Source organism: Pseudomonas sp. S2_C03 (assembly GCF_054668405.1).
Genome location: NZ_CP162766.1, coordinates 6,278,613 through 6,298,191, shown reverse-complemented (window position 1 = coordinate 6,298,191; position 19,579 = coordinate 6,278,613). Strand labels below are relative to the sequence as shown.

Sequence of the window (19,579 nt, the reverse complement as noted above, 5' to 3'; positions counted from 1 at the left end):
GTGCCATACTCCAAGGCACTCCGATTCAGACAGATGAAGCTGCACATGCACAAAGGATTGATTCGCGCCGTCGGCGCCTTGTTGACTGCCCTGGCCCTCTACAGCCTGCTGGGGTTTCTGATTCTGCCGGGCATAGCCTTGCGTGTAGCCAATCAACAATTGGCCAATTATGCGACGACACCCGCCACGCTGCAGCGAATCGAACTCAATCCCTTCAGCCTTGAAGTGACGCTGTGGGGCCTGACCATTGGCGAGCCGGGCAAGGAACAGGTCGGCTTCGAGCGCTTGTACGCCAACCTGCAGCTCGACAGCCTGTGGACCAAGGCGCTACACCTGGCCGACATCGAACTGGACAAACCCAAGACGGAGATTCTTTTTGACAAGGACGGCAAGCTCAACTTGCTGGGCCTGTTCAAGTTGCCGGCGAGTGAGCCAACGCCAGCCAATCCCGACGCCAAGCCCTTTCCATTGCGCATCGAGCGCATCAACCTGGCCGGTGGCGCCGTGCACTTTCTGGACGAACGCCCCAGCGAGCCTATCGAATTCGTCTACGACAAACTGGACTTCGAGCTGAAAAACCTCAGCACCCTGCCCGAAGACAGCGCCGACATGACTCTGGTGGCTGTCGGGCCCAACGGCGGACAGATCGACTGGTCCGGTAACTTCAGCCTGATCCCGATTGCCTCCGAGGGCACGCTGAAAATTACTGACGGCAAGATGAAAGCCTTTTGGCCCTACGTGCGCGACGCCGTGCCGCTGGTGCTCGAAGACGGCGTTGTCAGCCTGAGCACCGACTACAAACTCAATCTGGCCAAGCAAACCGAACTGCTGCTCAGCAACGTCGCGGTCAGTGTGGCGCCGTTTGCCATCAAGGCCCCGGATGGCCGGCAACTGGCAAAACTCGAGCGACTGGATGTCACCGACACCACCGTGGACCTGGCCAGGCAACAAGTGGTGGTCGGCAAGATCCGCAGTCAGAAGCTCGAAACCTGGGCCGCCCTGGAAGCCGATGGCCAACTCGACTGGCAAAAACTGTTCGCCAGCCAACCGTCCAAAGCTGCCGTCAAGGCCAAGGCCGAACCCGCTGACACACCGGCGGCGGCCGACTCGCCGAAGGCGCCGCAAACGCCCGGCAAGCCGTGGCAAGTGTTGTTGAAGGACGTGCAGTTGCGCGACTACCAGGTGCATCTGGCTGATCGAAAGGCGCAACCCGCTGTCGAGCTGGATTTGAAACCGCTGAACCTGGACCTGCAGAACTTCGACAGCCTCAATGGTTCGCCCTTTACCCTCAAGCTCGACGCCGGCGTCGGCAAGCAAGGCAAAGTCAACGCTGAGGGCGAGGTCAACCTGGCGCCGGTGAGCGCCAGACTGAAGGTGCAAACCAAAGACATCGACCTGCGTGTTGCGCAGTCCTACATCAATCCGTTCATCCGCCTCGAACTGCGCAGCGGCATGCTCGGCAGCGATCTGGCGGTCGACCTGAAGAGCACCGAGCCGCTGGCACTCAGCGTCACCGGACGGGCGCAGATCGATCAGTTGCACACCCTCGATACCCTGAAAACCCGCGACTTCCTCAAGTGGCAGCAGGTGGTGGTCGAAGGCTTGAACTACCAGCATGGCGACAGCGTGTCGATCGACCGCATCAACCTGTTCCAGCCCTATGTGCGTTTCATGATCAACGACGACCGTACCACTAACGTCGATGACCTGCTGATTCCACAACCGGCCGATTCCGGCGGCAAAACCGCAGCGGCCAAACCGGCGAGCAAAGACAAACCGCTGGGCATCCACATCGGTGGCATTGCGATCAACGACGGCTCGGCCAACTTCGCCGACTTCAGCCTGACGCCGAATTTCGCCACTGCGGTTCAACAGCTCAACGGCCAGATCGGCACCATCGACAGCCGTCAGGCGAAACCGGCGACCGTAGACGTCAAGGGCAAGGTCGACCGCTACGCCCCGGTGACCATCAAGGGCGCGGTCAATCCGTTTGACCCGATGGCGAGCCTCGACATCGCCACCAGCTTCAAACGCGTAGAACTGACCACGCTGACGCCCTACTCCGGCAAGTTCGCCGGCTACCGCATCCGCAAGGGTCGGCTCAACCTCGACCTGCATTACCTGATCACCAAAGGCCAATTGAAGGCAGAAAACAAAGTGGTGGTCGAGCAGTTGCAGCTCGGTGAAAAGGTCGACAGCCCCGATGCGGTCAGCCTGCCATTGAAGCTGGCGATTGCCTTGCTCAAGGACGTCGACGGCAAGATTTCCATCGAACTGCCGGTGACCGGCGACCTGAACAATCCACAATTCAGCGTCATGCCAATTGTCTGGCAGACCCTGCGCAACCTGATCGTCAAGGCCGCCGCCGCACCGTTCAAGATGATCGGCGGGCTGATCAGTGGCGGTGGTTCCGAGGATCTGGGCACGGTGTCGTTCGCGCCGGGTTCCAGCGACCTGAGCAAGGATGCGGAGGGTTCACTGGTCAAACTGTCCCAGGCCCTGAAGGAACGTCCGGCGCTGCGCCTGGAGATCGAGGGCACGGCGGCCGCCAGCAGCGATGGCCCGCTGATTGCCGAGCAGCGCCTGGAACGCGAATACCAATACAACTACTACAAAATGCTCCAGCGTCGCGGCGACAAGGTGCCGGCGCAGGCGTCGCTGCTGCAAGTCCCGGAGGGCGAGAAAGGCCCGCTGCTCGAAGGCATCTACCGTACCCGCCTGAAAACCCAGCCACCGGCTGAATGGGCCGACCTTGGCAAGGAGGAGCGCACGGCGAAAATGCGCGCCGACGTCATCAAGTTCTGGAGCTCCAGCGACGTGCTGTTGCGCCAGTTGGGCCAGGACCGCGCCAGCAGCATCAAGGACTACCTGGTCGACAAGGGCCAACTGGCAGATGATCGTGTGTACTTCATCGACGCCAGCCTCGGCGAGGCTGAAAGTGACGGTCGGGTAGTGACACCGATGCACCTGGACGCCGAATGAGGGTCCGGGAGGTTCTGTTCGGCCTGACACTGGCATTGGGTACAACCCACGCCTGGGCTGCCGATACCCTGCGTTGCGGCAGCCAGTTGATCAGCGTCGGGGATCGGTCCAGCGAGGTGCTGCAAAAGTGCGGCGAGCCCGTCAGCCGCGATCTTTTGGGTTACAAGCGCAGCGCCAACCGGCGCGAAGAATTCCAGGTCGAGGAATGGACCTACGGGCCCAATGGCGGGATGTATCAGTACCTGCGGTTCGAGGGTAACCGGCTGAGGCAGATCACCAGCAAGCGTGGGAACTGATTGCGCTGAGTACTCGGCTTGACTCACTCATTTGTGGAGCTTGTCGAATCGTCGCACCGCCGCGATAGCGTCGTATCAGGCGCCATCCATGTGGCTGACACACCGTCATCGCGAGCAAGCCCACTCCCACAGTTTTGTTTTTGTGTAGCCAGACAGAACAAGCCCCCTACCCGCCTTTGTGCCCCCCAAAATAGAACAGGCCCCGAGCACGAATGCCCGAGGCCTGTAATGGCCACATCCTTATGGCCGTCGCATGAACTCCAAAGTGGCGGCAGACGTATGACTCGGCCCGTCTACCGCACCTTCTCCCGGTCCAGGCGAGAAGTCTTGCCTTACTCGGCTTTCAGGCCGTCAGCGGAGACCGCTTTGACGCCTTTGATTTTCTTGGCGATGGCCACGGCGGTGGCTTTCTGCGATTCAGTCACAGCAGTAGTGGACGACAGGGAAACCACGCCTTTGTTGGTTTCTACCTTGATGTCAGTACCAGGAATGCCTTTCTCGGTAACCAGGTCAGCTTTGACTTTGGTGGTGATCCAGGTATCGGAAGTGGCTTCCTTGGCTTCGGTAACTTCACCAGCGGCCAGCATCATTGGGGCCTGGGTAGCCTGAGCAGCGAAAGCGGCGTTGGCCATGGTCAGGGTCAGCGCGGTAGCAGCAGCGGAAGCGATTACGAACTTCTTCATACGAGTAACTCCTGTTTTTCTGGAAAATCTGCTGGATGTCTTGTCAGCAGGTTACCCAGTACATTGCGAACGCTGTGCCAGTTTTGAAACAAGAATAAAACCTATATATATCAATCACTTATAAATTTAGTAGATTTTCGAAATCATGCAATTTGCATGACTTGTCATTTATCGACTTGCAAGTTGCCGGTTTTCGCGTGGGCCTAAGGCCATGAATTTGCGAAGGTTTTGCAATTACGCAGGGGGCGCGGTGGAAACGAGCCTATACGGCAAAAAAAACCCGCCTCAGAAGGCGGGTTTCGGTCAGCAGACAGGGATCAATCATGTGCCTGTAGGGCAGCCCGCTGGAGCGTAATCGGCCGTTGCGCTGGTTTTGCACGACCATCCGCTGGTCGCATCACGAGTGAGCGTGATCGTCGCGTTGGCGACAACCGTCGGCGCCCCCTTGAGCGTGCAGACAATCCCGTTGCTTGGCGCTGCCAGGACACTGATAGTGCAGTGCTGCGACGTGGTACTGGCACCGATATCAGTGGTAGACGGCGCCGCCGTGCCCGAATTGAGCTTGTCTTCATAAGCCACTTTCAACGCCGAAATCTCCGCCAACCCCGCCGTCACCTTCGCCCGCGCCTGGTATTTGGAGTACGCCGGAATCGCGAACGTCGCCAGGATCCCGATGATCGCCACAACGATCAGCAGCTCGATAAGGGTAAAACCTTTTTGATTATTCATAGACAGGCTCCATGCATGAGTCGGAATCTCATGATCTGAATGGCCTTCAGCACAGCCCGTGCCAGATCTTTCAACCCCTGCAATGAAGGCCCCCCGCCCAAAACTCGCGATGGGCGCCCCCCGGAATCCGCACTAACTGACACTTTTTGTCACTTCAAAACCACTGGTTTGGCTCGACCGGTTGACTAGGCTATAAGTCATGAATTGTTCGCGTCCGGTACTCCCATGAATGACATCGCTCTAAGCGGCCTGGCCAAGCAATTGGTCCTCGCCGAACTGCTCACTGACAAAAGCGCGCAACAGGCCTATCAACAGGCGCAACGCCAAAAAATCTCGCTGGTCAGCTATCTGGTGCAGAACAAACTGGTCAAGAGCCGCCAGGTGGCCGAGATCGCTTCGGAGCACTTCGGGATGGCCCTGCTCGATCTTCATCGGCTCGACAAGGATTCCCAGCCCAAAGATCTGGTCAGCGAAAAACTGGTGCGCCTGCATCACGTGCTGCCTCTGTGGCGACGTGGCAACAAACTGTTCGTCGGGGTGTCCGACCCGACCAATCATCAGGCCATCAACGATATCCAGTTCAGCACCGGACTCACCACCGAAGCCATCCTGGTCGAGGAAGACAAACTCAGCGACGCCATCGACAAATTCTTCGACAACCACGCCACCGGTCTGGAGGAGATGGCTGACGTCGATCTTGATGGCGTGGACATCGAAGCAATCGACGAACGACAGGACGGCATCGCCGGTCAGGATGCCGACGACGCGCCGGTGGTGCGCTTCGTTCACAAGATGTTGCTCGACGCCATCCGCGGCGGCTCCTCCGACCTGCACTTCGAACCCTACGAAAAAACCTACCGCGTACGGGTGCGCACCGACGGCATGCTGCGCGAAGTGGCCAAGCCGCCGATCCAGTTGGCCAGCCGCATCGCTGCGCGCCTGAAGGTCATGGCCAGTCTCGACATCTCCGAACGGCGCAAGCCCCAGGATGGTCGCATCAAAATGCGCCTTTCCAAGAGCAAGTCCATCGATTTTCGGGTCAACACCCTGCCGACCCTGTGGGGTGAAAAGGTGGTGATCCGGATTCTCGATCCGTCCAGCGCGCAGATGGGCATCGACGCCCTGGGCTATGAGCAGGATCAGAAAGAACTGTACATGGAGGCCCTGAAACAACCGCAGGGGATGATTCTGGTAACCGGGCCCACCGGGTCGGGCAAGACCGTATCCCTTTACACCGGGCTGAACATTCTCAACACCGTGGACATCAACATCTCCACCGCCGAAGACCCGGTGGAAATCAACATGGAAGGGATCAACCAGGTCAACGTCAATGCCAAACAGGGGCTGGGGTTTCCCCAGGCCTTACGCTCTTTCCTGCGGCAGGACCCCGACGTGATCATGGTCGGCGAGATCCGCGACCTGGAAACCGCCGAAATCGCCATCAAGGCCGCCCAGACCGGTCACCTGGTGCTCTCGACCCTGCACACCAACAGCGCGGCCGAAACCCTGACCCGTCTGCACAACATGGGCATCCATGGGTTCAATATCGCCACCTCGGTGAGCCTGATCATCGCCCAGCGCCTGGCGCGCAAGTTGTGCAGCCACTGCAAGAAGCCCCTGGATGTTCCCCGCGAGGCGTTGCTCACGGAGGGCTTCCCCGAGGAACGCATCGGCCAGTTCACGATCTATGAACCGGTCGGTTGCGAGCATTGCAACGCAGGCTACAAGGGACGCGTGGGGATTTATGAGGTGGTGAAGAACACGCCAGCGCTGCAACGATTGATCATGGCCGACGGCAACGCGCTGGAAATTGATATCCAGATGCGCAAGGACGGGTTCAACGACCTGCGCACTTCGGGCCTGATCAAGGCCATGCAGGGCATTACCAGCCTTGAAGAAATCAATCGGGTGACCAAGGACTGATCATGGCGGCCAAGGCAGCAAAAATCAGCGTATATGCCTGGGAAGGCACCGATCGCAAAGGCACGAAAATGTCCGGCGAGCTCAGTGGCCAGAACCCGGCACTGGTCAAGGCTCAACTGCGCAAGCAAGGCATCAACCCCGGCAAGGTGCGCAAGAAGTCTGCCTCGATTCTCAGCTTCGGCAAGCGAATCAAGGCCCAGGACATCGCCCTGTTTACGCGGCAGATGGCGACCATGATGAAAGCCGGCGTGCCGCTGTTGCAGTCGTTCGACATCATCGGCGAAGGCTTCGATAACCCGGCCATGCGCAAGCTGGTGGACGAGGTGAAACAGGAGGTGGCAGCGGGTAACAGCTTCGCCGCCGCCCTGCGCAAGAAGCCGGAGTATTTCGACGAACTCTACTGCAACCTGGTAGACGCCGGTGAACAGGCTGGTGCGTTGGACACCCTGCTTGAGCGGGTCGCCACCTACAAGGAAAAGAGTGAAAGCCTCAAGGCCAAGATCAAGAAAGCCATGACCTACCCGACAGCGGTGGTGGTCGTCGCGATCATCGTCACCGGGATTCTGCTGGTCAAGGTGGTGCCGCAGTTCGAGTCGGTGTTCCAGAATTTTGGTGCTGAGCTGCCGGCGTTCACGGTCATGATCATCGGCCTTTCAAAGGTTTTGCAGGAATGGTGGTGGGTTGTCCTGGGCTTGATGATGGCGACCATCTTCGGCGTGCGTCGAGCGCTGAAAACATCCCAACGCTTTCGCGACACGATGGACACTTGGCTGCTGAAACTGCCATTGATTGGCACTTTGCTGTACAAATCCGCCGTGGCCCGTTTTGCCCGTACGCTGTCGACCACCTTCGCCGCCGGTGTGCCCCTGGTCGAAGCGCTGGATTCGGTGGCCGGCGCGACCGGCAATGTCGTATTCAAGCGTGCGGTGCAGCGGATCAAGCAGGATGTATCGACGGGAATGCAGCTGAATTTTTCCATGCGCACCTCCGGCATTTTTCCCAACATGGCCATTCAGATGACCGCCATTGGCGAAGAGTCCGGCGCCCTTGACGACATGCTCGACAAAGTCGCGAGTTTCTATGAGGCCGAAGTCGACAACATGGTCGATAACCTCACCAGCCTGATGGAACCGTTCATCATGGTGGTCCTGGGTGTTATCGTCGGCGGTTTGGTGGTGGCGATGTACCTGCCCATTTTCCAACTCGGCGCTGCGATCTGACATGCTCTGGAATGAAATTCTCACGATTTACCCGCTGGCATTCGTGGTCATGGCGCTGGTACTGGGCCTGCTGGTTGGCAGTTTTCTCAATGTGGTGGTCTGGCGCCTGCCGAAAATGCTCGCCCGTGAATGGCGATTGCAGGCCCAAGAGATCCTCGGTTTGCCGGATGAAACGCCCCTGCCCACCTACAACCTGCTGCTGCCCCACTCCCAGTGCCCGCGATGCGGGCACCGCATCCGGGCCTGGGAAAACATACCGCTGCTCAGTTATCTGCTCTTGCGCGGACGTTGCTCGCATTGTGCAACGCCGATCGGCAAGCGCTACCCCCTGACCGAACTGGCTTGTGGCCTGCTCTGGGCCTTCGTCGCCTGGCATTTCGGCTTCGGCTGGCAGGCGCTGCTGGTCATGGTGTTGAGCTGGGGTCTGCTGGCCATGAGCTTGATCGACGCCGAGCACCAACTGCTGCCGGACGCACTGGTGCTGCCGCTGCTGTGGCTGGGGCTGATCGTCAACAGCTTCGAGCTGTTCGTGCCGTTGCACGAGGCATTGTGGGGCGCGATCGCTGGCTACACGGCCCTGTGGACGGTGTTCTGGGTGTTCAAGCTGATCACCGGCAAGGACGGCATCGGTCACGGCGATTTCAAGCTGCTGGCCATGCTGGGCGCCTGGGGCGGCTGGCAGATTTTGCCGCTGACGATACTGTTGTCGTCGCTGGTGGGCGCGGTGGTGGGCGTGATCGTGCTCAACCTGCGCAACGCAAAAACATCAACGCCACTGCCCTTCGGACCCTATCTGGCAATTGCCGGCTGGATTGCCTTGCTCTGGGGTGGTCAAATAACCGACTTCTATTGGCAGTTTGTCGGTTTGAAATGAATACCCCTGTGGAAAAACCCTGGATTCTCGGCCTGACCGGCGGCATCGGCAGCGGCAAAAGCGCGGCGGCGCAGCACTTCATCGACCTCGGTGTTCACGTGGTCGATGCTGATCACGCGGCGCGCTGGGTCGTGGAACCGGGTCGTCCGGCGCTGGCGAAAATTGCCGAACATTTCGGTCCCGGCGTACTGCATGCCAACGGACAGCTCGATCGCACGGCGTTGCGCAAGCTGATTTTCGAAGACCCCAACCAGCGCCTGTGGCTTGAAGCGCTGCTACACCCACTGATCGCCGAGGAAATTGCCGAACACCTGGGCAAGGCACAATCGCCTTACGCGATTCTGGTATCGCCCTTGCTGATCGAGTCCGGGCAGTACGCCATGACCCAGCGCGTGCTGGTCATCGATGCGCCCGAACAGCTGCAGATCGAACGCACCCTGCAACGTGACCAGACCAGCGAGCAACAGGTCCAGGCGATCCTCAAGGCGCAATCCAGCCGTCAGGATCGCGTGAGCCATGCCGACGACGTGGTGGTCAACGACCGCGACCTCGCCTGGCTGCACAGCGAGGTCGAGCGCCTGCATCATTTTTACTTAACATTGCGTGGAGGCCAGTCATGAGCCAGACCCCAACCGTCAATTGCCCGACCTGCGGCGCTCCCGTCGAATGGGCACCCGATAGCCAATTCCGGCCGTTCTGCTCGGACCGCTGCAAATTGATCGATCTCGGTGCCTGGGCGTCGGAAGAACACAAGATCCCGGTCGGCCCCGACGCTGAGGACGATCTGTTCAGCGAAGACTTCGAACCCCGTCACTAAGGCCGAAGGTCAGGGCCGCATGAAACCGTAGTCCTGACCGTCATCGAGGTTCTCGGCGAGAAACTGCAACTCGTCCGCCAGGTCCTCGACACTGCGCACCGCCTTGCTCTGCTGAACAACCGCACTGAGCATGGCGCGCAGGCTCAATCCCGGATCAAACCCAACTTCCTGCGCTGCATCCAGACTGTGGCGCAGTTCCTGCCTTGCCCATTCGTAGACACTCATTTCGATGCTCCTGAAGGTTTTGCGCGAGCATGGATTCGTCCGGTTTTTTTGCCTTTGATGTGGATCAAGATTTGGGATCGTCATCCTTCCAGGGCGCCGAAAGGTAGCGAGTGCGGTTGAAGGTCTCCAGCCACTCGGGGCAAAACACCACCAGTGCGCTGATCACCATGCCGTTGATGAACGCCTCGGGAAAAATGATCAACCACAGGTAGCCGACAAAATCTTCGAGCCAGTAGGGCATGGCAAACACGGCGTCAAACCACAGTAACCACAGTGCCAGCAGCAGACATAGCAACGCCGACAGCGCAGCGGCGAAGAAACCGGAAACGAAGATGTACACGAAGAGATTACGCGGCTGCGCCCGTTCCACCAGAAGCGCGCAGCATTCAGTGACCAGCACCGGTAGCACGATCAACAGGGCGCCGTTGACGCCAACGGCAGCGAGGTCCTGTCGTCCGAGCAACACCAGGCCAAGTTGCGCGACCAACCCGCCGACGATCGCCAAAGGCCAATCCAGCAGCAGGGTCACGGCCGTCATGCCGAGGAAATGGTAGGACACACCCGTATCGAAATCGCGCCGCACCAGCCACAGCATGAACAGCGCGAACACGGTGCCAAACAGCAGGTGTTGGCGGCGACGGTCGCTGAACAACTCGACCCAGGGCGCGCGCCAGATGGCCCAGAGAATCACCGGCAGGTAAATCAGCCAGCCAGTCGTCAGGCTTTCGGGTGACAGCAACGGCGCGCCTATCATCGGCCGGCCTTCTCCAGGGCCTCACGCAATTGCTCCGCCGTGGCAAATTCCTGTTGGCCCACCAGTCGCCCCTTTTCGAGCGTCAACCACAGCACCTTATCCACCGCACCGGGATAGCGCGGAGCCACTCGACCGTCCCGGTCAAGCATGATCCGATAGTCATAGCTGCGCATGGCGGGCACCGCGAACATTTTCGCAATCAGTCGGGGCATGCGCTCGATGTCCGCGACAAACACCACGTGGCGCGCTTCCAGGTACCCTTTGGGCTGTCCTTGCAGCGCGGCGTCGACCATCTTGGCCCCATCCATGCTCCGGGCCACCAGCAACGTCTGCGCCTGATCGTCGAGGCTGTAGGCGTGATCGAACTGGTCAAGCAACGTCCAGGGCGCCAACCGGTCGCCGACTTCCAACGCATGGGCCCACAGGGGCAAGAGGCTGAGCAGCAACAACGGCCAACATTTCACGTCTGATCCCTCGTTTGATCGCTTGCGCGCAATGGCCATCAGTCTACACCGCAGGCTCCAACTGCCCAGTGATGTCCTTTGCGGTCAAACGCTTTCAGCTTGTCGCAATTGAACGCTAAGCTTGGGCCTATGGATGACTCAGATTACCTTCGCCTGCTGACCATCGCGGCCGAGCAAGCCAACGCGTTCCTGTCCAATGCCCGCAAATGGGAGCGTGAGCGTTGGGTCTGCCAGCGCCTGCTGCAAGGCTTGAACATCCCCTACCGCGTCGATGAGTTCGCCCCGGCTGGCGAGCCACCGGACGTGCTGTTTCGCGACGCCAACTTCGAAGTGTTTTTCGTGCTCGACGAAGGAAGACGCCTCAACGATGAATGGCGAGACGAGTTGCAACGCCGGCGCACGGCGTTTTCCTTGAGTTCCCTGGTGCGCCGCGAGGCCAAGCCCCGGCGCATTCCGGCCAATGAGTACCTGCAGAGGCTGGCGCCGACGCTGCGCAAGAAAGCCCACAACTACAAGGAACGCGGCATGGACCTGGGCGAACTGGACATCATCGCCTTCACCAGCCTCAAGCGCGAAGTGCTCGACCTCAATAGCCACTTCCCCCCGCCTACCGAGTACCTGCGCCAGGGCTGGCGCTCGCTGTCGCTGGTGGGCCCCACGTTTGCCCGCGTCCTGTTTGCCCATCCGGACGCGCCGGACTTTCTACGCAGCAACCTGGGACGCAGCATCGTGTTCGATGTCGGTATCAGTCTGTGAGCCCCTTGCAGGATTTACTCGCCCATGTGCCCCAGCAGGGCTGCGTTCGCTGGATCGGCGTGCGGCCAGAGCGCCACGCGCCGATGATCGAACTCGACGCGGTAGAGGCACGCCTGGAAGCCGGCCTGACGGGTGATCGCGCCCGCCCGGGTATCCGCAATGCGCGCCAGGTGACATTGATCCAGTCGGAACACCTGGCTGTGATCAGTGCGCTGATGGGCCGTGCGCACGATCAGCCGGTATTGCCTCAGGATTTGCGCCGCAACATCGTCGTCAGTGGCATCAACCTGTTCAGCCTCAAGGGCCGGCGCTTCAGGATCGGCCAGGCGATTTTCGAAACCACCGGCTGGTGCCAGCCATGCGCACGCCTGCAGGACAACCTCGGCCCAGGCACCTTCCAGGCGGTTCGGGGGCATGGCGGAATCACCGCCCGGGTGTTACAAAGTGGAATCATTCGCCTGGACGATGCGGTCACGGTCGAGCCGATACCGGCAAGCGGCTATGCTCCCTTCAATGCGGGCTGAGGTATTGCACCGCAACCGGCATGTAGCTTCTACACATTCAGCAACGTCTACCCCCTGACGAGGCCAATATGACCAGCCGCCTGAACCCTGACGACCAAAAGCATGTCGAAGAGTATCTGCAGTTGTCCCAGCACCAAGTCGAGCGCCGGCCTTTTCGGCCCTGGATGCTCCTGGTGATGGTGTTGGCCGTGACCATCAGCCTGGGCCTGTTGAGCCGCTTTATCAGTTACCTGACGCTATGAGCTGCCTGGCGCTCGCTCGGGTAACCGCACCCGTTTCCTTTAGCCTTGCGAGTTATCCCCATGTCCCATCGTATTGTGATTGTCGGCGGCGGCGCCGGCGGCCTGGAGTTGGCTACCCGTCTGGGTAAGACTCTGGGCAAGCGCGGCACGGCCAGCGTGATGCTGGTCGACGCGAACCTGACCCACATTTGGAAACCGTTGCTGCATGAAGTGGCCGCCGGTTCCCTGAATTCCTCCGAAGATGAACTCAATTATGTAGCCCAGGCAAAATGGAACCACTTCGAGTTCCAGCTGGGGCGCATGAGCGGGCTTGATCGCACGCAGAAAAAAATCCAGCTGGCGGCCACCTACGACGAAGCCGGGCTGGAGCTGGTGCCGGCGCGTGAAGTGCCTTATGACACGCTGGTGATTGCCGTCGGCAGCACCACCAACGATTTTGGCACCCAGGGCGCGGCGCAGCATTGCCTGTTCCTCGATACCCGCAAGCAGGCCGAACGCTTCCACCAGCAACTGCTCAACCATTACCTGCGCGCGCATGCCGGGCAAACCGATGCAGTGCAGCAGATCAGCGTCGCCATCGTCGGCGCCGGTGCCACGGGCGTGGAACTGGCGGCCGAGCTGCATAACGCCGCTCATGAGCTGGCGGCGTACGGCCTGGACCGGATCAAGCCGGAAAACATGCACATCACCCTGATCGAGGCCGGCCCACGAGTGCTGCCAGCGCTGCCGGAACGGATCGGGGGGCCTGTGCACAAGACCCTGGAGAAACTCGGCGTCAACGTCATGACCAATGCCGCCGTCAGTGAGGTGACCGCCGACAGCCTGATCACCGCCGACGGCAATGTGATCAACGCCGGGCTGAAGGTCTGGGCCGCCGGCATTCGTGCGCCGGGTTTCCTCAAGGACATTGATGGCCTGGAAACCAATCGCATCAATCAACTGCAGGTGCTCCCGACCCTGCAGACCACCCGTGACGAAAACATCTTCGCCTTCGGCGACTGCGCGGCCTGCCCTCAGCCGGGTACCGACCGCAATGTCCCGCCGCGTGCCCAGGCGGCGCATCAGCAAGCGTCGTTGTTAGCCAAATCCCTGAAGCTGCGCATCGAAGGTAAATCGCTGCCTGTGTATAAGTACACCGACTACGGCTCGCTGATTTCGCTGTCGCGTTTCTCCGCTGTGGGTAACTTGATGGGCAACCTCACCGGCAGTGTGATGCTCGAGGGCTGGTTGGCGCGGATGTTCTACGTGTCGCTGTACCGCATGCATCAAATGGCGCTGTATGGCGCGTTCCGAACAGCGATGTTGATGCTGGGCAGCAAGATCGGCCGCGGGACGGAGCCGCGCCTGAAGCTGCACTGATTTACACCCTATCCCTGTGGGAGCGAGCAGGCTCGCTCCCACAGTTTTTTCAGTACCAGGCACAGTGTTTCTCAGTGTATCTGCCCCCACCCTTTCGCCCCTTCGCTTACAAACTCCCCCCTTGCGCGACACAGTAGCGATACACCCCGCCTTTTAAATGACCACATCCGAGCAAGGCACCCCGCCCGCTCAGGTGTAGGAGAATTTAAATGACCCGTACCACTAAAAACACTATCGGTCTGCTCGGCGCTGTCTTGGCTGGCGGCATGATGTTGTCAGGCACCACGTTCGCTTCGCAGCCCTTGAGCCAGGGTTATCTTCTGGCGTCGGCCGACCAGGTGGTGAAAACCCCTGAAGGCAAATGTGGCGAAGGCAAGTGCGGCGATGCTTCGATGGCAAAAACCGACACCGACGGCGACGGCAAGGTTTCGCGCGCTGAATTCCAGAAAGTCGCACCAAACTCCAACTTCGACAAAATCGACACCAACCACGACGGTTTCATCGATGAGCAAGAGGCGTACGACAACGTCAAAGCCAACTTCGAAGCCAACGGCAAGAAAATGCCAAAAGGCCTGTTCGAACATTTGAAAGACCGCGACGGCGCCTGAGCCTGAAAACGAAAAAGCCGCGCTTTCTCCCCAGAAAGCGCGGCTTTTTTGTTTACGATTTACACCCGGAAGCGCTGGACCATGCCCTGCAAGGTGTTGGCCAATTTTGACAGCTCGTGGCTGGAGGTGCTGGTCTGATCGGCGCCTGTGGCAGAACGCACCGACAGGTCGCGGATGTTCACCAGGTTACGGTCCACTTCCCGTGCCACTTGTGCCTGCTCTTCGGCGGCGCTGGCGATCACCAGGTTACGCTCGTGGATCTCGTGCACCGACGATGTGATAGCGACCAACGCGTCACCCGCCCGTTCTGCCAGTTCCAGGGTGCTGGCGGCGCGCGAGGCACTGGCGTTCATCGATTCCAGCGCCAGGCTCGAACCGCTGCGCATGCCCTGGACCATTTGTTCGATTTCCAGGGTCGATTGCTGGGTACGATGCGCCAGGGCACGTACTTCATCGGCGACCACAGCAAATCCACGCCCGCTCTCCCCAGCTCGCGCCGCTTCAATGGCCGCGTTGAGCGCCAGCAGATTGGTTTGCTCGGCGATGGCCCGAATGACTTCCAGTACCTTGCCAATGTCTTGGGACTGGTTAGCCAGCGATTGCACCAATTCGCCGGTGTGTTGCACTTCACTGGCCAGGGCACTGATGGCGTTTGCCGTTTCGCTGACCCGTTCCTGCCCCAAATGCGCCGATTCACTCGACTGACGGGTCGCATCAGAGGTCGACACTGCATTGCGCGCCACCTCTTCCACCGCCGTGGTCATTTCATTGACCGCCGTGGCCGCCTGCTCGATCTCGTTGTTCTGCGCTTGCAGACCCTGTGTGCTGTCGAGGGTGACGGCGTTCAGTTCATCCGCCGCCGCGGCCAGTTGCGTGGCCGAACCGCTGATGGCTTGCAGGGTTTCGCGCAGGTTTTGCTGCATGGTTGCCAGGGCCTTGAGCAAGCGACTGACTTCATCGTTGCCATGCGTTGCAATCGGCTGGGTCAGGTCACCCTGGGCGACGCTTTCAGCGGCGCCCAGGGCTTCGCTCAATGGACGCACGATGCTGCGGGTCAACAACATGGCCAGCGCCACGGTCGCCAGCGCCGCGAGGGCAATGAACAAGCTGACAATGGTTCGCGACGTTTCGTAGTGCGCTGCAGACTTCTCGCTTTCCACGACGACCTGCTTGGCAAACAGTTCCGCCAGGTCATTGAGTTGCTTGCCGGAACCATCGACCACGGTCTTCATGTCGACCAGCAGCAATTTGGTCAACTCGTCACGGCGCCCCTGCTCGGCCAAGGTGAAAGACTGGGCAATGCCGGTGCGATAGGCCGCGAACGTGGTTTTGAACTGGTCATACAAGGCCCGGCCTTCAGGAGTGTCGACCAAATGGTCATAGGCCGCAATTTTCTCGCCCAGCTCTTTGTCGCGTGTGTCCATCTGGCCGCGGTAGACCGGGATGTTCTTGGGGTCCTGGTCCAGCGCCATGCGCAGGGAAATGGTGCGGATACGCAGCATCAATTCGCGAATTTCGTCACCGCCGCGAATGCTCGGCAACCATTGCTTTTCCACTGCCACCTCGCTTTCGCGGATGCTGGACATCTGCCCCAGGGCGAAGATACCGAGTAACGCCACCAGCACGGCGATCAAAGCGAACCCCAGAGCCGCCCGAGGAGCGATATTCAACTGACGAAGCAACATGACGAGCGACCTTTTTTCTTGTAATGACCAGGAGTTGGGGGTGTTGTTCGGCAGTCCCCCATTGCCTGTTTATCGGCAACTTGTATGACGACTTAAGTGATCACTTTGTCGCAGGCAAAAAAAATCCCCGTATCTTTCGATACGAGGATTTTTAATATGGTCGGGGTAAGGGGATTCGAACTCCTGACATCCTGCTCCCAAAGCAGGCGCGCTACCGGACTGCGCTATACCCCGGTAAAAAAAAGGCACCTTCAAAAGGCGCCTTCTTCGATCAGCGCTTTTGGCCTCTGATCTTAAGATTCGATTCCAGTGTTACCTGGTTTCAAAAATGGTGGGTCGTGTGGGATTCGAACCTACGACCAATTGGTTAAAAGCCAACTGCTCTACCAACTGAGCTAACGACCCAAATATGGTCGGGGTAAGGGGATTCGAACTCCTGACATCCTGCTCCCAAAGCAGGCGCGCTACCGGACTGCGCTATACCCCGGTTTGAAATTGGCTCCGTGACCAGGACTCGAACCTGGGACCCAATGATTAACAGTCATTTGCTCTACCGACTGAGCTATCACGGAACTGCATATTTCAAGTTACAACTTTACAGCTTGTTTCACCTCTTCGACCCGTTCGCATCGCTGCGTTCGTGTGTCTGAGGCGCGCTATTCTACAATCCTAAGCGCCTCTGTCAACCCCCTAAATTGCTTTCAAGTTAATGATTTGCAACTTAATTCAGATTTCTGCCCAGTGAGCTGAAACCCTTCGAGGTGACCTACTGCGGGGCGCACTTTACAAGCCTTTTCCTTTGAGTTCAACAACCTGACGAAAAAAAGGCCCCGCAATGCAGGGCCTTTTCATTTTTGCTACCAGCGGGAATCAGGCGAAGACAATCTCGTCGTTCTCCACCACCCCTTTGGCGACGTCGCCAGGCATGAAACGCCCCGACAGGATCAACTGCGCCAGCGGGTTTTCGATCCAGCGCTGGATCGCTCGTTTGAGCGGCCGTGCACCGTAGACCGGGTCGTAACCCACCGCAATCAGCTTGTCCATGGCCTCTGGGCTCAGTTCCAACTTCAACTCCCGCTCTGCCAGGCGACTGCGCAGACGACCCAGCTGGATCTCGGTGATGCCCGCGATCTGATCCCGCGCCAACGGCTCAAAGATCACCACTTCATCGACCCGGTTGATGAATTCAGGACGGAAGTGGACGGAAATCGCATCCATCACTGCCGCGCGCTGCGCTTCACGATCACCCACCAGCTCCTGGATCTGTGCCGAGCCCAGGTTGGAGGTCATGACGATCACGGTGTTCTTGAAGTCCACGGTGCGGCCATGGCTGTCGGTCAGACGGCCATCTTCCAGCACCTGCAACAGGATGTTGAACACATCCGGGTGGGCCTTCTCGACCTCATCCAGCAGAATCACCGAATAAGGCTTGCGACGTACCGCTTCGGTCAGGTAACCGCCCTCTTCATAGCCCACGTAGCCCGGTGGCGCACCGATCAGTCGAGCAACGGAGTGCTTCTCCATGAACTCGGACATGTCGATCCGCACCATCGCCTCTTCGGTATCGAAGAGGAATTCGGCCAGCGCCTTGCACAGCTCGGTTTTACCGACACCGGTCGGGCCGAGGAACATGAACGAGCCGCTTGGGCGATTCGGGTCGGAGAGCCCCGCGCGTGAGCGCCGCACCGCATTGGACACCGCGACCACCGCCTCTTCCTGGCCGATGACGCGCTGGTGCAACAGACTTTCCATTTTCATCAGCTTGTCGCGCTCACCTTCGAGCATTTTCGACACCGGAATGCCGGTCCACTTCGACACGACTTCAGCGATCTCTTCCTCGGTGACCTTGCTGCGCAGCAACTGGTTCTCACTGTGACCATGCTGGTCGACCATTTGCAGGCTGCGCTCCAGGTCCGGGATGACCCCGTATTGCAGCTCGGCCATGCGGTTCAGGTCACCTTTGCGCCGGGCCGCTTCCAGTTCCTGGCGGGACTGCTCGATTTTCTGCTGGATCTGCGCGGAGCCCTGGACTTCGGCTTTCTCCGAGTTCCAGATTTCCTCCAGGTCCGAATACTCGCGCTCGTGACGAACGATTTCTTCCTGGAGCTTTTCCAGGCGCTTGATTGCCGCTTCGTCGCTTTCTTTCTTCAGTGCCTGGGACTCCACCTTCAACTGGATCAGCCGGCGTTCAAGACGGTCCAGCACTTCCGGCTTGGAGTCGATTTCCATGCGGATACGGCTCGCCGCTTCGTCGATCAGGTCGATGGCCTTGTCGGGCAACTGACGATCGGTGATGTAGCGATGGCTGAGCTTGGCCGCGGCAATGATCGCGCCGTCGGTAATCGCCACTTTATGGTGAACTTCGTAGCGCTCTTTGAGGCCACGCAGGATGGCGATGGTGTCTTCTTCGCTCGGTTCGTCCACCAGGACTTTCTGGAAGCGCCGCTCGAGGGCCGCATCTTTCTCTATATATTGGCGGTACTCGTTGAGCGTGGTCGCACCGACGCAATGCAGCTCGCCGCGTGCCAGTGCCGGCTTGAGCATGTTGCCGGCATCCATCGAGCCCTCGCCTTTGCCCGCACCCACCATGGTGTGCAGTTCGTCGATGAACAAGATGATCTGCCCTTCCTGCTTGGACAGCTCATTAAGCAGGGATTTGAGGCGCTCCTCGAACTCGCCACGGTACTTGGCACCGGCGATCAATGCCCCCATGTCCAGGGACAACAGGCGCTTGCCCTTGAGGCCGTCCGGCACTTCACCGTTGATGATGCGCTGGGCCAGGCCTTCGGCAATGGCGGTTTTACCCACGCCAGGCTCACCGATCAGCACCGGATTGTTCTTGGTGCGGCGTTGCAGCACCTGGATGGTACGGCGAATCTCGTCATCACGACCAATGACCGGGTCGAGCTTGCCGTCTTCCGCGCGCTTGGTCAGGTCGACGGTGTATTTATCCAGCGCCTGGCGCGATTCTTCGTGGTTGGCATCATTGACTGCTTCACCGCCACGCAGGTTGTTGATGGCATTTTCCAGGGCTTTCTTGCTCACACCCTGGCCAAGCAGCAATTTGCCCAGCTTGCTGTTTTCGTCCATCGCTGCCAGCAGCACCAGCTCGCTGGAGATGAACTGGTCGCCTTTCTGCTGCGCCAGGCGATCAGCCTGGTTGAGCAGGCGCGCCAGATCCTGCGACATGTTCACGTCGCCGGTCGGGTTCTGGATTTTCGGCAGTTGGTCGAGCTCTTTGGTCAGCTCTTTACGCAGGCTATTGACGTCGAAACCGACCTGCATCAGCAGGGGTTTGATCGAACCACCCTGCTGTTCCAGCATGGCCTGCATCAAATGTGCGGGCTCGATGCCGGGATGATCATGGCCGACGGCCAGCGATTGGGCATCGGACAGGGCTAACTGCAATTTACTGGTTAAACGATCTATTCGCATGGT

Annotated in this window: 19 protein-coding genes and 4 tRNA genes; 12 read left to right on the top strand and 11 right to left on the bottom strand. The window is 59.4% G+C overall.

All coding sequences use genetic code 11. From position 1 onward, the window contains the following. Window positions 1-33 precede the first annotated feature (33 nt). Together AB4N64_RS29095 and AB4N64_RS29090 are read left to right on the top strand one after the other, a co-directional pair. Window positions 34-2,982 carry a DUF748 domain-containing protein gene (locus tag AB4N64_RS29095; protein WP_460120806.1) on the top strand — a complete coding sequence of 983 codons (2,949 nt, stop codon included), beginning with the start codon at window positions 34-36 and terminating at the stop codon, window positions 2,980-2,982. Next, window positions 2,979-3,278, top strand: a complete 300-nt coding sequence (locus tag AB4N64_RS29090; RefSeq protein ID WP_460120804.1) for a DUF2845 domain-containing protein — start codon at window positions 2,979-2,981, stop codon at window positions 3,276-3,278. The genes AB4N64_RS29095 and AB4N64_RS29090 overlap by 4 nt, the downstream gene beginning before the upstream one ends. 332 nt (window positions 3,279-3,610) lie before the next feature. Here the strand turns inward: AB4N64_RS29090 and AB4N64_RS29085 are convergent, their stop codons facing one another. Together AB4N64_RS29085 and AB4N64_RS29080 are read right to left on the bottom strand one after the other, a co-directional pair. Beyond that, window positions 3,611-3,961 carry a BON domain-containing protein gene (locus tag AB4N64_RS29085; protein WP_460120802.1) on the bottom strand — a complete coding sequence of 117 codons (351 nt, stop codon included), beginning with the start codon at window positions 3,959-3,961 and terminating at the stop codon, window positions 3,611-3,613. 321 nt (window positions 3,962-4,282) lie between these two features. Next, window positions 4,283-4,690 carry a pilin gene (locus AB4N64_RS29080; protein ID WP_460120800.1) on the bottom strand — a complete coding sequence of 136 codons (408 nt, stop codon included), beginning with the start codon at window positions 4,688-4,690 and terminating at the stop codon, window positions 4,283-4,285. A 225-nt stretch (window positions 4,691-4,915) separates the two neighbouring features. On the opposite strand from AB4N64_RS29080, the gene pilB reads away from it, so the two are divergent. Genes pilB through yacG form a run of 5 tightly spaced genes read left to right on the top strand, consistent with a single transcriptional unit; the run spans window position 4,916 to window position 9,524 of the window. Then, the gene (gene pilB, locus AB4N64_RS29075; protein ID WP_460120798.1) at window positions 4,916-6,613 is read left to right on the top strand and encodes a type IV-A pilus assembly ATPase PilB; all 1,698 of its coding nucleotides are present in this window, start codon (window positions 4,916-4,918) and stop codon (window positions 6,611-6,613) included. 2 nt (window positions 6,614-6,615) lie between these two features. Beyond that, on the top strand, window positions 6,616-7,833 hold the full coding sequence (locus AB4N64_RS29070) for a type II secretion system F family protein (RefSeq protein WP_460120796.1): 1,218 nt from the start codon (window positions 6,616-6,618) through the stop codon (window positions 7,831-7,833). Between the two features lies 1 nt (window position 7,834). Beyond that, complete coding sequence (locus tag AB4N64_RS29065; protein WP_460120794.1) at window positions 7,835-8,707, top strand: prepilin peptidase; 873 nt, start codon at window positions 7,835-7,837, stop codon at window positions 8,705-8,707. Beyond that, entirely contained in the window at window positions 8,704-9,327 is a 624-nt protein-coding gene (coaE, locus tag AB4N64_RS29060; RefSeq protein WP_460120792.1) for a dephospho-CoA kinase, read from the top strand. The genes AB4N64_RS29065 and coaE overlap by 4 nt, the downstream gene beginning before the upstream one ends. Continuing rightward, complete coding sequence (gene yacG / locus AB4N64_RS29055; RefSeq protein WP_460120790.1) at window positions 9,324-9,524, top strand: DNA gyrase inhibitor YacG; 201 nt, start codon at window positions 9,324-9,326, stop codon at window positions 9,522-9,524. Before coaE ends, yacG begins: the two co-directional genes overlap by 4 nt. A gap of 9 nt (window positions 9,525-9,533) precedes the next feature. Here yacG and AB4N64_RS29050 read toward each other — a convergent pair whose 3' ends face one another. The 3 genes from AB4N64_RS29050 to AB4N64_RS29040 form a co-directional block, all read right to left on the bottom strand. Continuing rightward, on the bottom strand, window positions 9,534-9,749 hold the full coding sequence (locus tag AB4N64_RS29050) for a hypothetical protein (RefSeq protein ID WP_460120788.1): 216 nt from the start codon (window positions 9,747-9,749) through the stop codon (window positions 9,534-9,536). Between the two features lie 64 nt (window positions 9,750-9,813). Then, complete coding sequence (locus AB4N64_RS29045; RefSeq protein ID WP_460120787.1) at window positions 9,814-10,503, bottom strand: energy-coupling factor ABC transporter permease; 690 nt, start codon at window positions 10,501-10,503, stop codon at window positions 9,814-9,816. Further along, window positions 10,500-10,967 (bottom strand): FAD/FMN-containing dehydrogenase, encoded by a 468-nt coding sequence (locus AB4N64_RS29040; RefSeq protein ID WP_460120785.1) that lies wholly within the window; start codon window positions 10,965-10,967, stop codon window positions 10,500-10,502. The genes AB4N64_RS29045 and AB4N64_RS29040 overlap by 4 nt, the downstream gene beginning before the upstream one ends. Before the next feature lie 129 nt (window positions 10,968-11,096). Here AB4N64_RS29040 and AB4N64_RS29035 point away from each other — a divergent pair, with 129 nt between their 5' ends. The 5 genes from AB4N64_RS29035 to AB4N64_RS29015 all read left to right on the top strand — a co-directional run bounded on the left by AB4N64_RS29035 (window position 11,097) and on the right by AB4N64_RS29015 (window position 14,456). Beyond that, window positions 11,097-11,723, top strand: coding sequence for a DUF1780 domain-containing protein (locus AB4N64_RS29035; protein ID WP_460120784.1), 627 nt, complete (start codon window positions 11,097-11,099; stop codon window positions 11,721-11,723). Next, window positions 11,720-12,247 carry an MOSC domain-containing protein gene (locus tag AB4N64_RS29030; protein ID WP_460120783.1) on the top strand — a complete coding sequence of 176 codons (528 nt, stop codon included), beginning with the start codon at window positions 11,720-11,722 and terminating at the stop codon, window positions 12,245-12,247. The genes AB4N64_RS29035 and AB4N64_RS29030 overlap by 4 nt, the downstream gene beginning before the upstream one ends. Window positions 12,248-12,315: 68 nt before the next feature. Next, window positions 12,316-12,489 carry a DUF3094 domain-containing protein gene (locus tag AB4N64_RS29025; protein WP_460120781.1) on the top strand — a complete coding sequence of 58 codons (174 nt, stop codon included), beginning with the start codon at window positions 12,316-12,318 and terminating at the stop codon, window positions 12,487-12,489. A 60-nt stretch (window positions 12,490-12,549) separates the two neighbouring features. Further along, window positions 12,550-13,848 (top strand): NAD(P)/FAD-dependent oxidoreductase, encoded by a 1,299-nt coding sequence (locus AB4N64_RS29020; RefSeq protein WP_460120779.1) that lies wholly within the window; start codon window positions 12,550-12,552, stop codon window positions 13,846-13,848. Window positions 13,849-14,057: 209 nt separating this feature from the next. Then, window positions 14,058-14,456 (top strand): HvfA family oxazolone/thioamide-modified RiPP metallophore, encoded by a 399-nt coding sequence (locus AB4N64_RS29015; RefSeq protein WP_460120777.1) that lies wholly within the window; start codon window positions 14,058-14,060, stop codon window positions 14,454-14,456. Window positions 14,457-14,515: 59 nt separating this feature from the next. Here AB4N64_RS29015 and AB4N64_RS29010 read toward each other — a convergent pair whose 3' ends face one another. The 6 genes from AB4N64_RS29010 to clpB all read right to left on the bottom strand — a co-directional run bounded on the left by AB4N64_RS29010 (window position 14,516) and on the right by clpB (window position 19,576). Continuing rightward, entirely contained in the window at window positions 14,516-16,141 is a 1,626-nt protein-coding gene (locus AB4N64_RS29010; RefSeq protein ID WP_460120775.1) for a methyl-accepting chemotaxis protein, read from the bottom strand. Window positions 16,142-16,298: 157 nt separating this feature from the next. Continuing rightward, a tRNA-Pro gene (locus AB4N64_RS29005) sits at window positions 16,299-16,375 on the bottom strand. A 95-nt stretch (window positions 16,376-16,470) separates the two neighbouring features. After that, window positions 16,471-16,546 (bottom strand) — tRNA-Lys (locus tag AB4N64_RS29000). A 5-nt stretch (window positions 16,547-16,551) separates the two neighbouring features. Further along, window positions 16,552-16,628: transfer RNA gene (locus tag AB4N64_RS28995), tRNA-Pro, on the bottom strand. A gap of 9 nt (window positions 16,629-16,637) precedes the next feature. After that, window positions 16,638-16,713, bottom strand: a tRNA-Asn gene (locus tag AB4N64_RS28990). Window positions 16,714-17,011: 298 nt separating this feature from the next. Next, window positions 17,012-19,576 carry an ATP-dependent chaperone ClpB gene (gene clpB, locus AB4N64_RS28985; RefSeq protein ID WP_460120774.1) on the bottom strand — a complete coding sequence of 855 codons (2,565 nt, stop codon included), beginning with the start codon at window positions 19,574-19,576 and terminating at the stop codon, window positions 17,012-17,014. Window positions 19,577-19,579 lie beyond the last annotated feature (3 nt).

Coding starts and splice junctions, on each gene's coding strand:
- AB4N64_RS29095 (WP_460120806.1), top strand. CDS start 34: ATGAAGCTGCACATGCACAAAGGATTGATTCGCGCCGTCGGCGCCTTG.
- AB4N64_RS29090 (WP_460120804.1), top strand. CDS start 2,979: ATGAGGGTCCGGGAGGTTCTGTTCGGCCTGACACTGGCATTGGGTACA.
- AB4N64_RS29085 (WP_460120802.1), bottom strand. CDS start 3,961: ATGAAGAAGTTCGTAATCGCTTCCGCTGCTGCTACCGCGCTGACCCTG.
- AB4N64_RS29080 (WP_460120800.1), bottom strand. CDS start 4,690: ATGAATAATCAAAAAGGTTTTACCCTTATCGAGCTGCTGATCGTTGTG.
- pilB (WP_460120798.1), top strand. CDS start 4,916: ATGAATGACATCGCTCTAAGCGGCCTGGCCAAGCAATTGGTCCTCGCC.
- AB4N64_RS29070 (WP_460120796.1), top strand. CDS start 6,616: ATGGCGGCCAAGGCAGCAAAAATCAGCGTATATGCCTGGGAAGGCACC.
- AB4N64_RS29065 (WP_460120794.1), top strand. CDS start 7,835: ATGCTCTGGAATGAAATTCTCACGATTTACCCGCTGGCATTCGTGGTC.
- coaE (WP_460120792.1), top strand. CDS start 8,704: ATGAATACCCCTGTGGAAAAACCCTGGATTCTCGGCCTGACCGGCGGC.
- yacG (WP_460120790.1), top strand. CDS start 9,324: ATGAGCCAGACCCCAACCGTCAATTGCCCGACCTGCGGCGCTCCCGTC.
- AB4N64_RS29050 (WP_460120788.1), bottom strand. CDS start 9,749: ATGAGTGTCTACGAATGGGCAAGGCAGGAACTGCGCCACAGTCTGGAT.
- AB4N64_RS29045 (WP_460120787.1), bottom strand. CDS start 10,503: ATGATAGGCGCGCCGTTGCTGTCACCCGAAAGCCTGACGACTGGCTGG.
- AB4N64_RS29035 (WP_460120784.1), top strand. CDS start 11,097: ATGGATGACTCAGATTACCTTCGCCTGCTGACCATCGCGGCCGAGCAA.
- AB4N64_RS29025 (WP_460120781.1), top strand. CDS start 12,316: ATGACCAGCCGCCTGAACCCTGACGACCAAAAGCATGTCGAAGAGTAT.
- AB4N64_RS29020 (WP_460120779.1), top strand. CDS start 12,550: ATGTCCCATCGTATTGTGATTGTCGGCGGCGGCGCCGGCGGCCTGGAG.
- AB4N64_RS29015 (WP_460120777.1), top strand. CDS start 14,058: ATGACCCGTACCACTAAAAACACTATCGGTCTGCTCGGCGCTGTCTTG.
- AB4N64_RS29010 (WP_460120775.1), bottom strand. CDS start 16,141: ATGTTGCTTCGTCAGTTGAATATCGCTCCTCGGGCGGCTCTGGGGTTC.
- clpB (WP_460120774.1), bottom strand. CDS start 19,576: ATGCGAATAGATCGTTTAACCAGTAAATTGCAGTTAGCCCTGTCCGAT.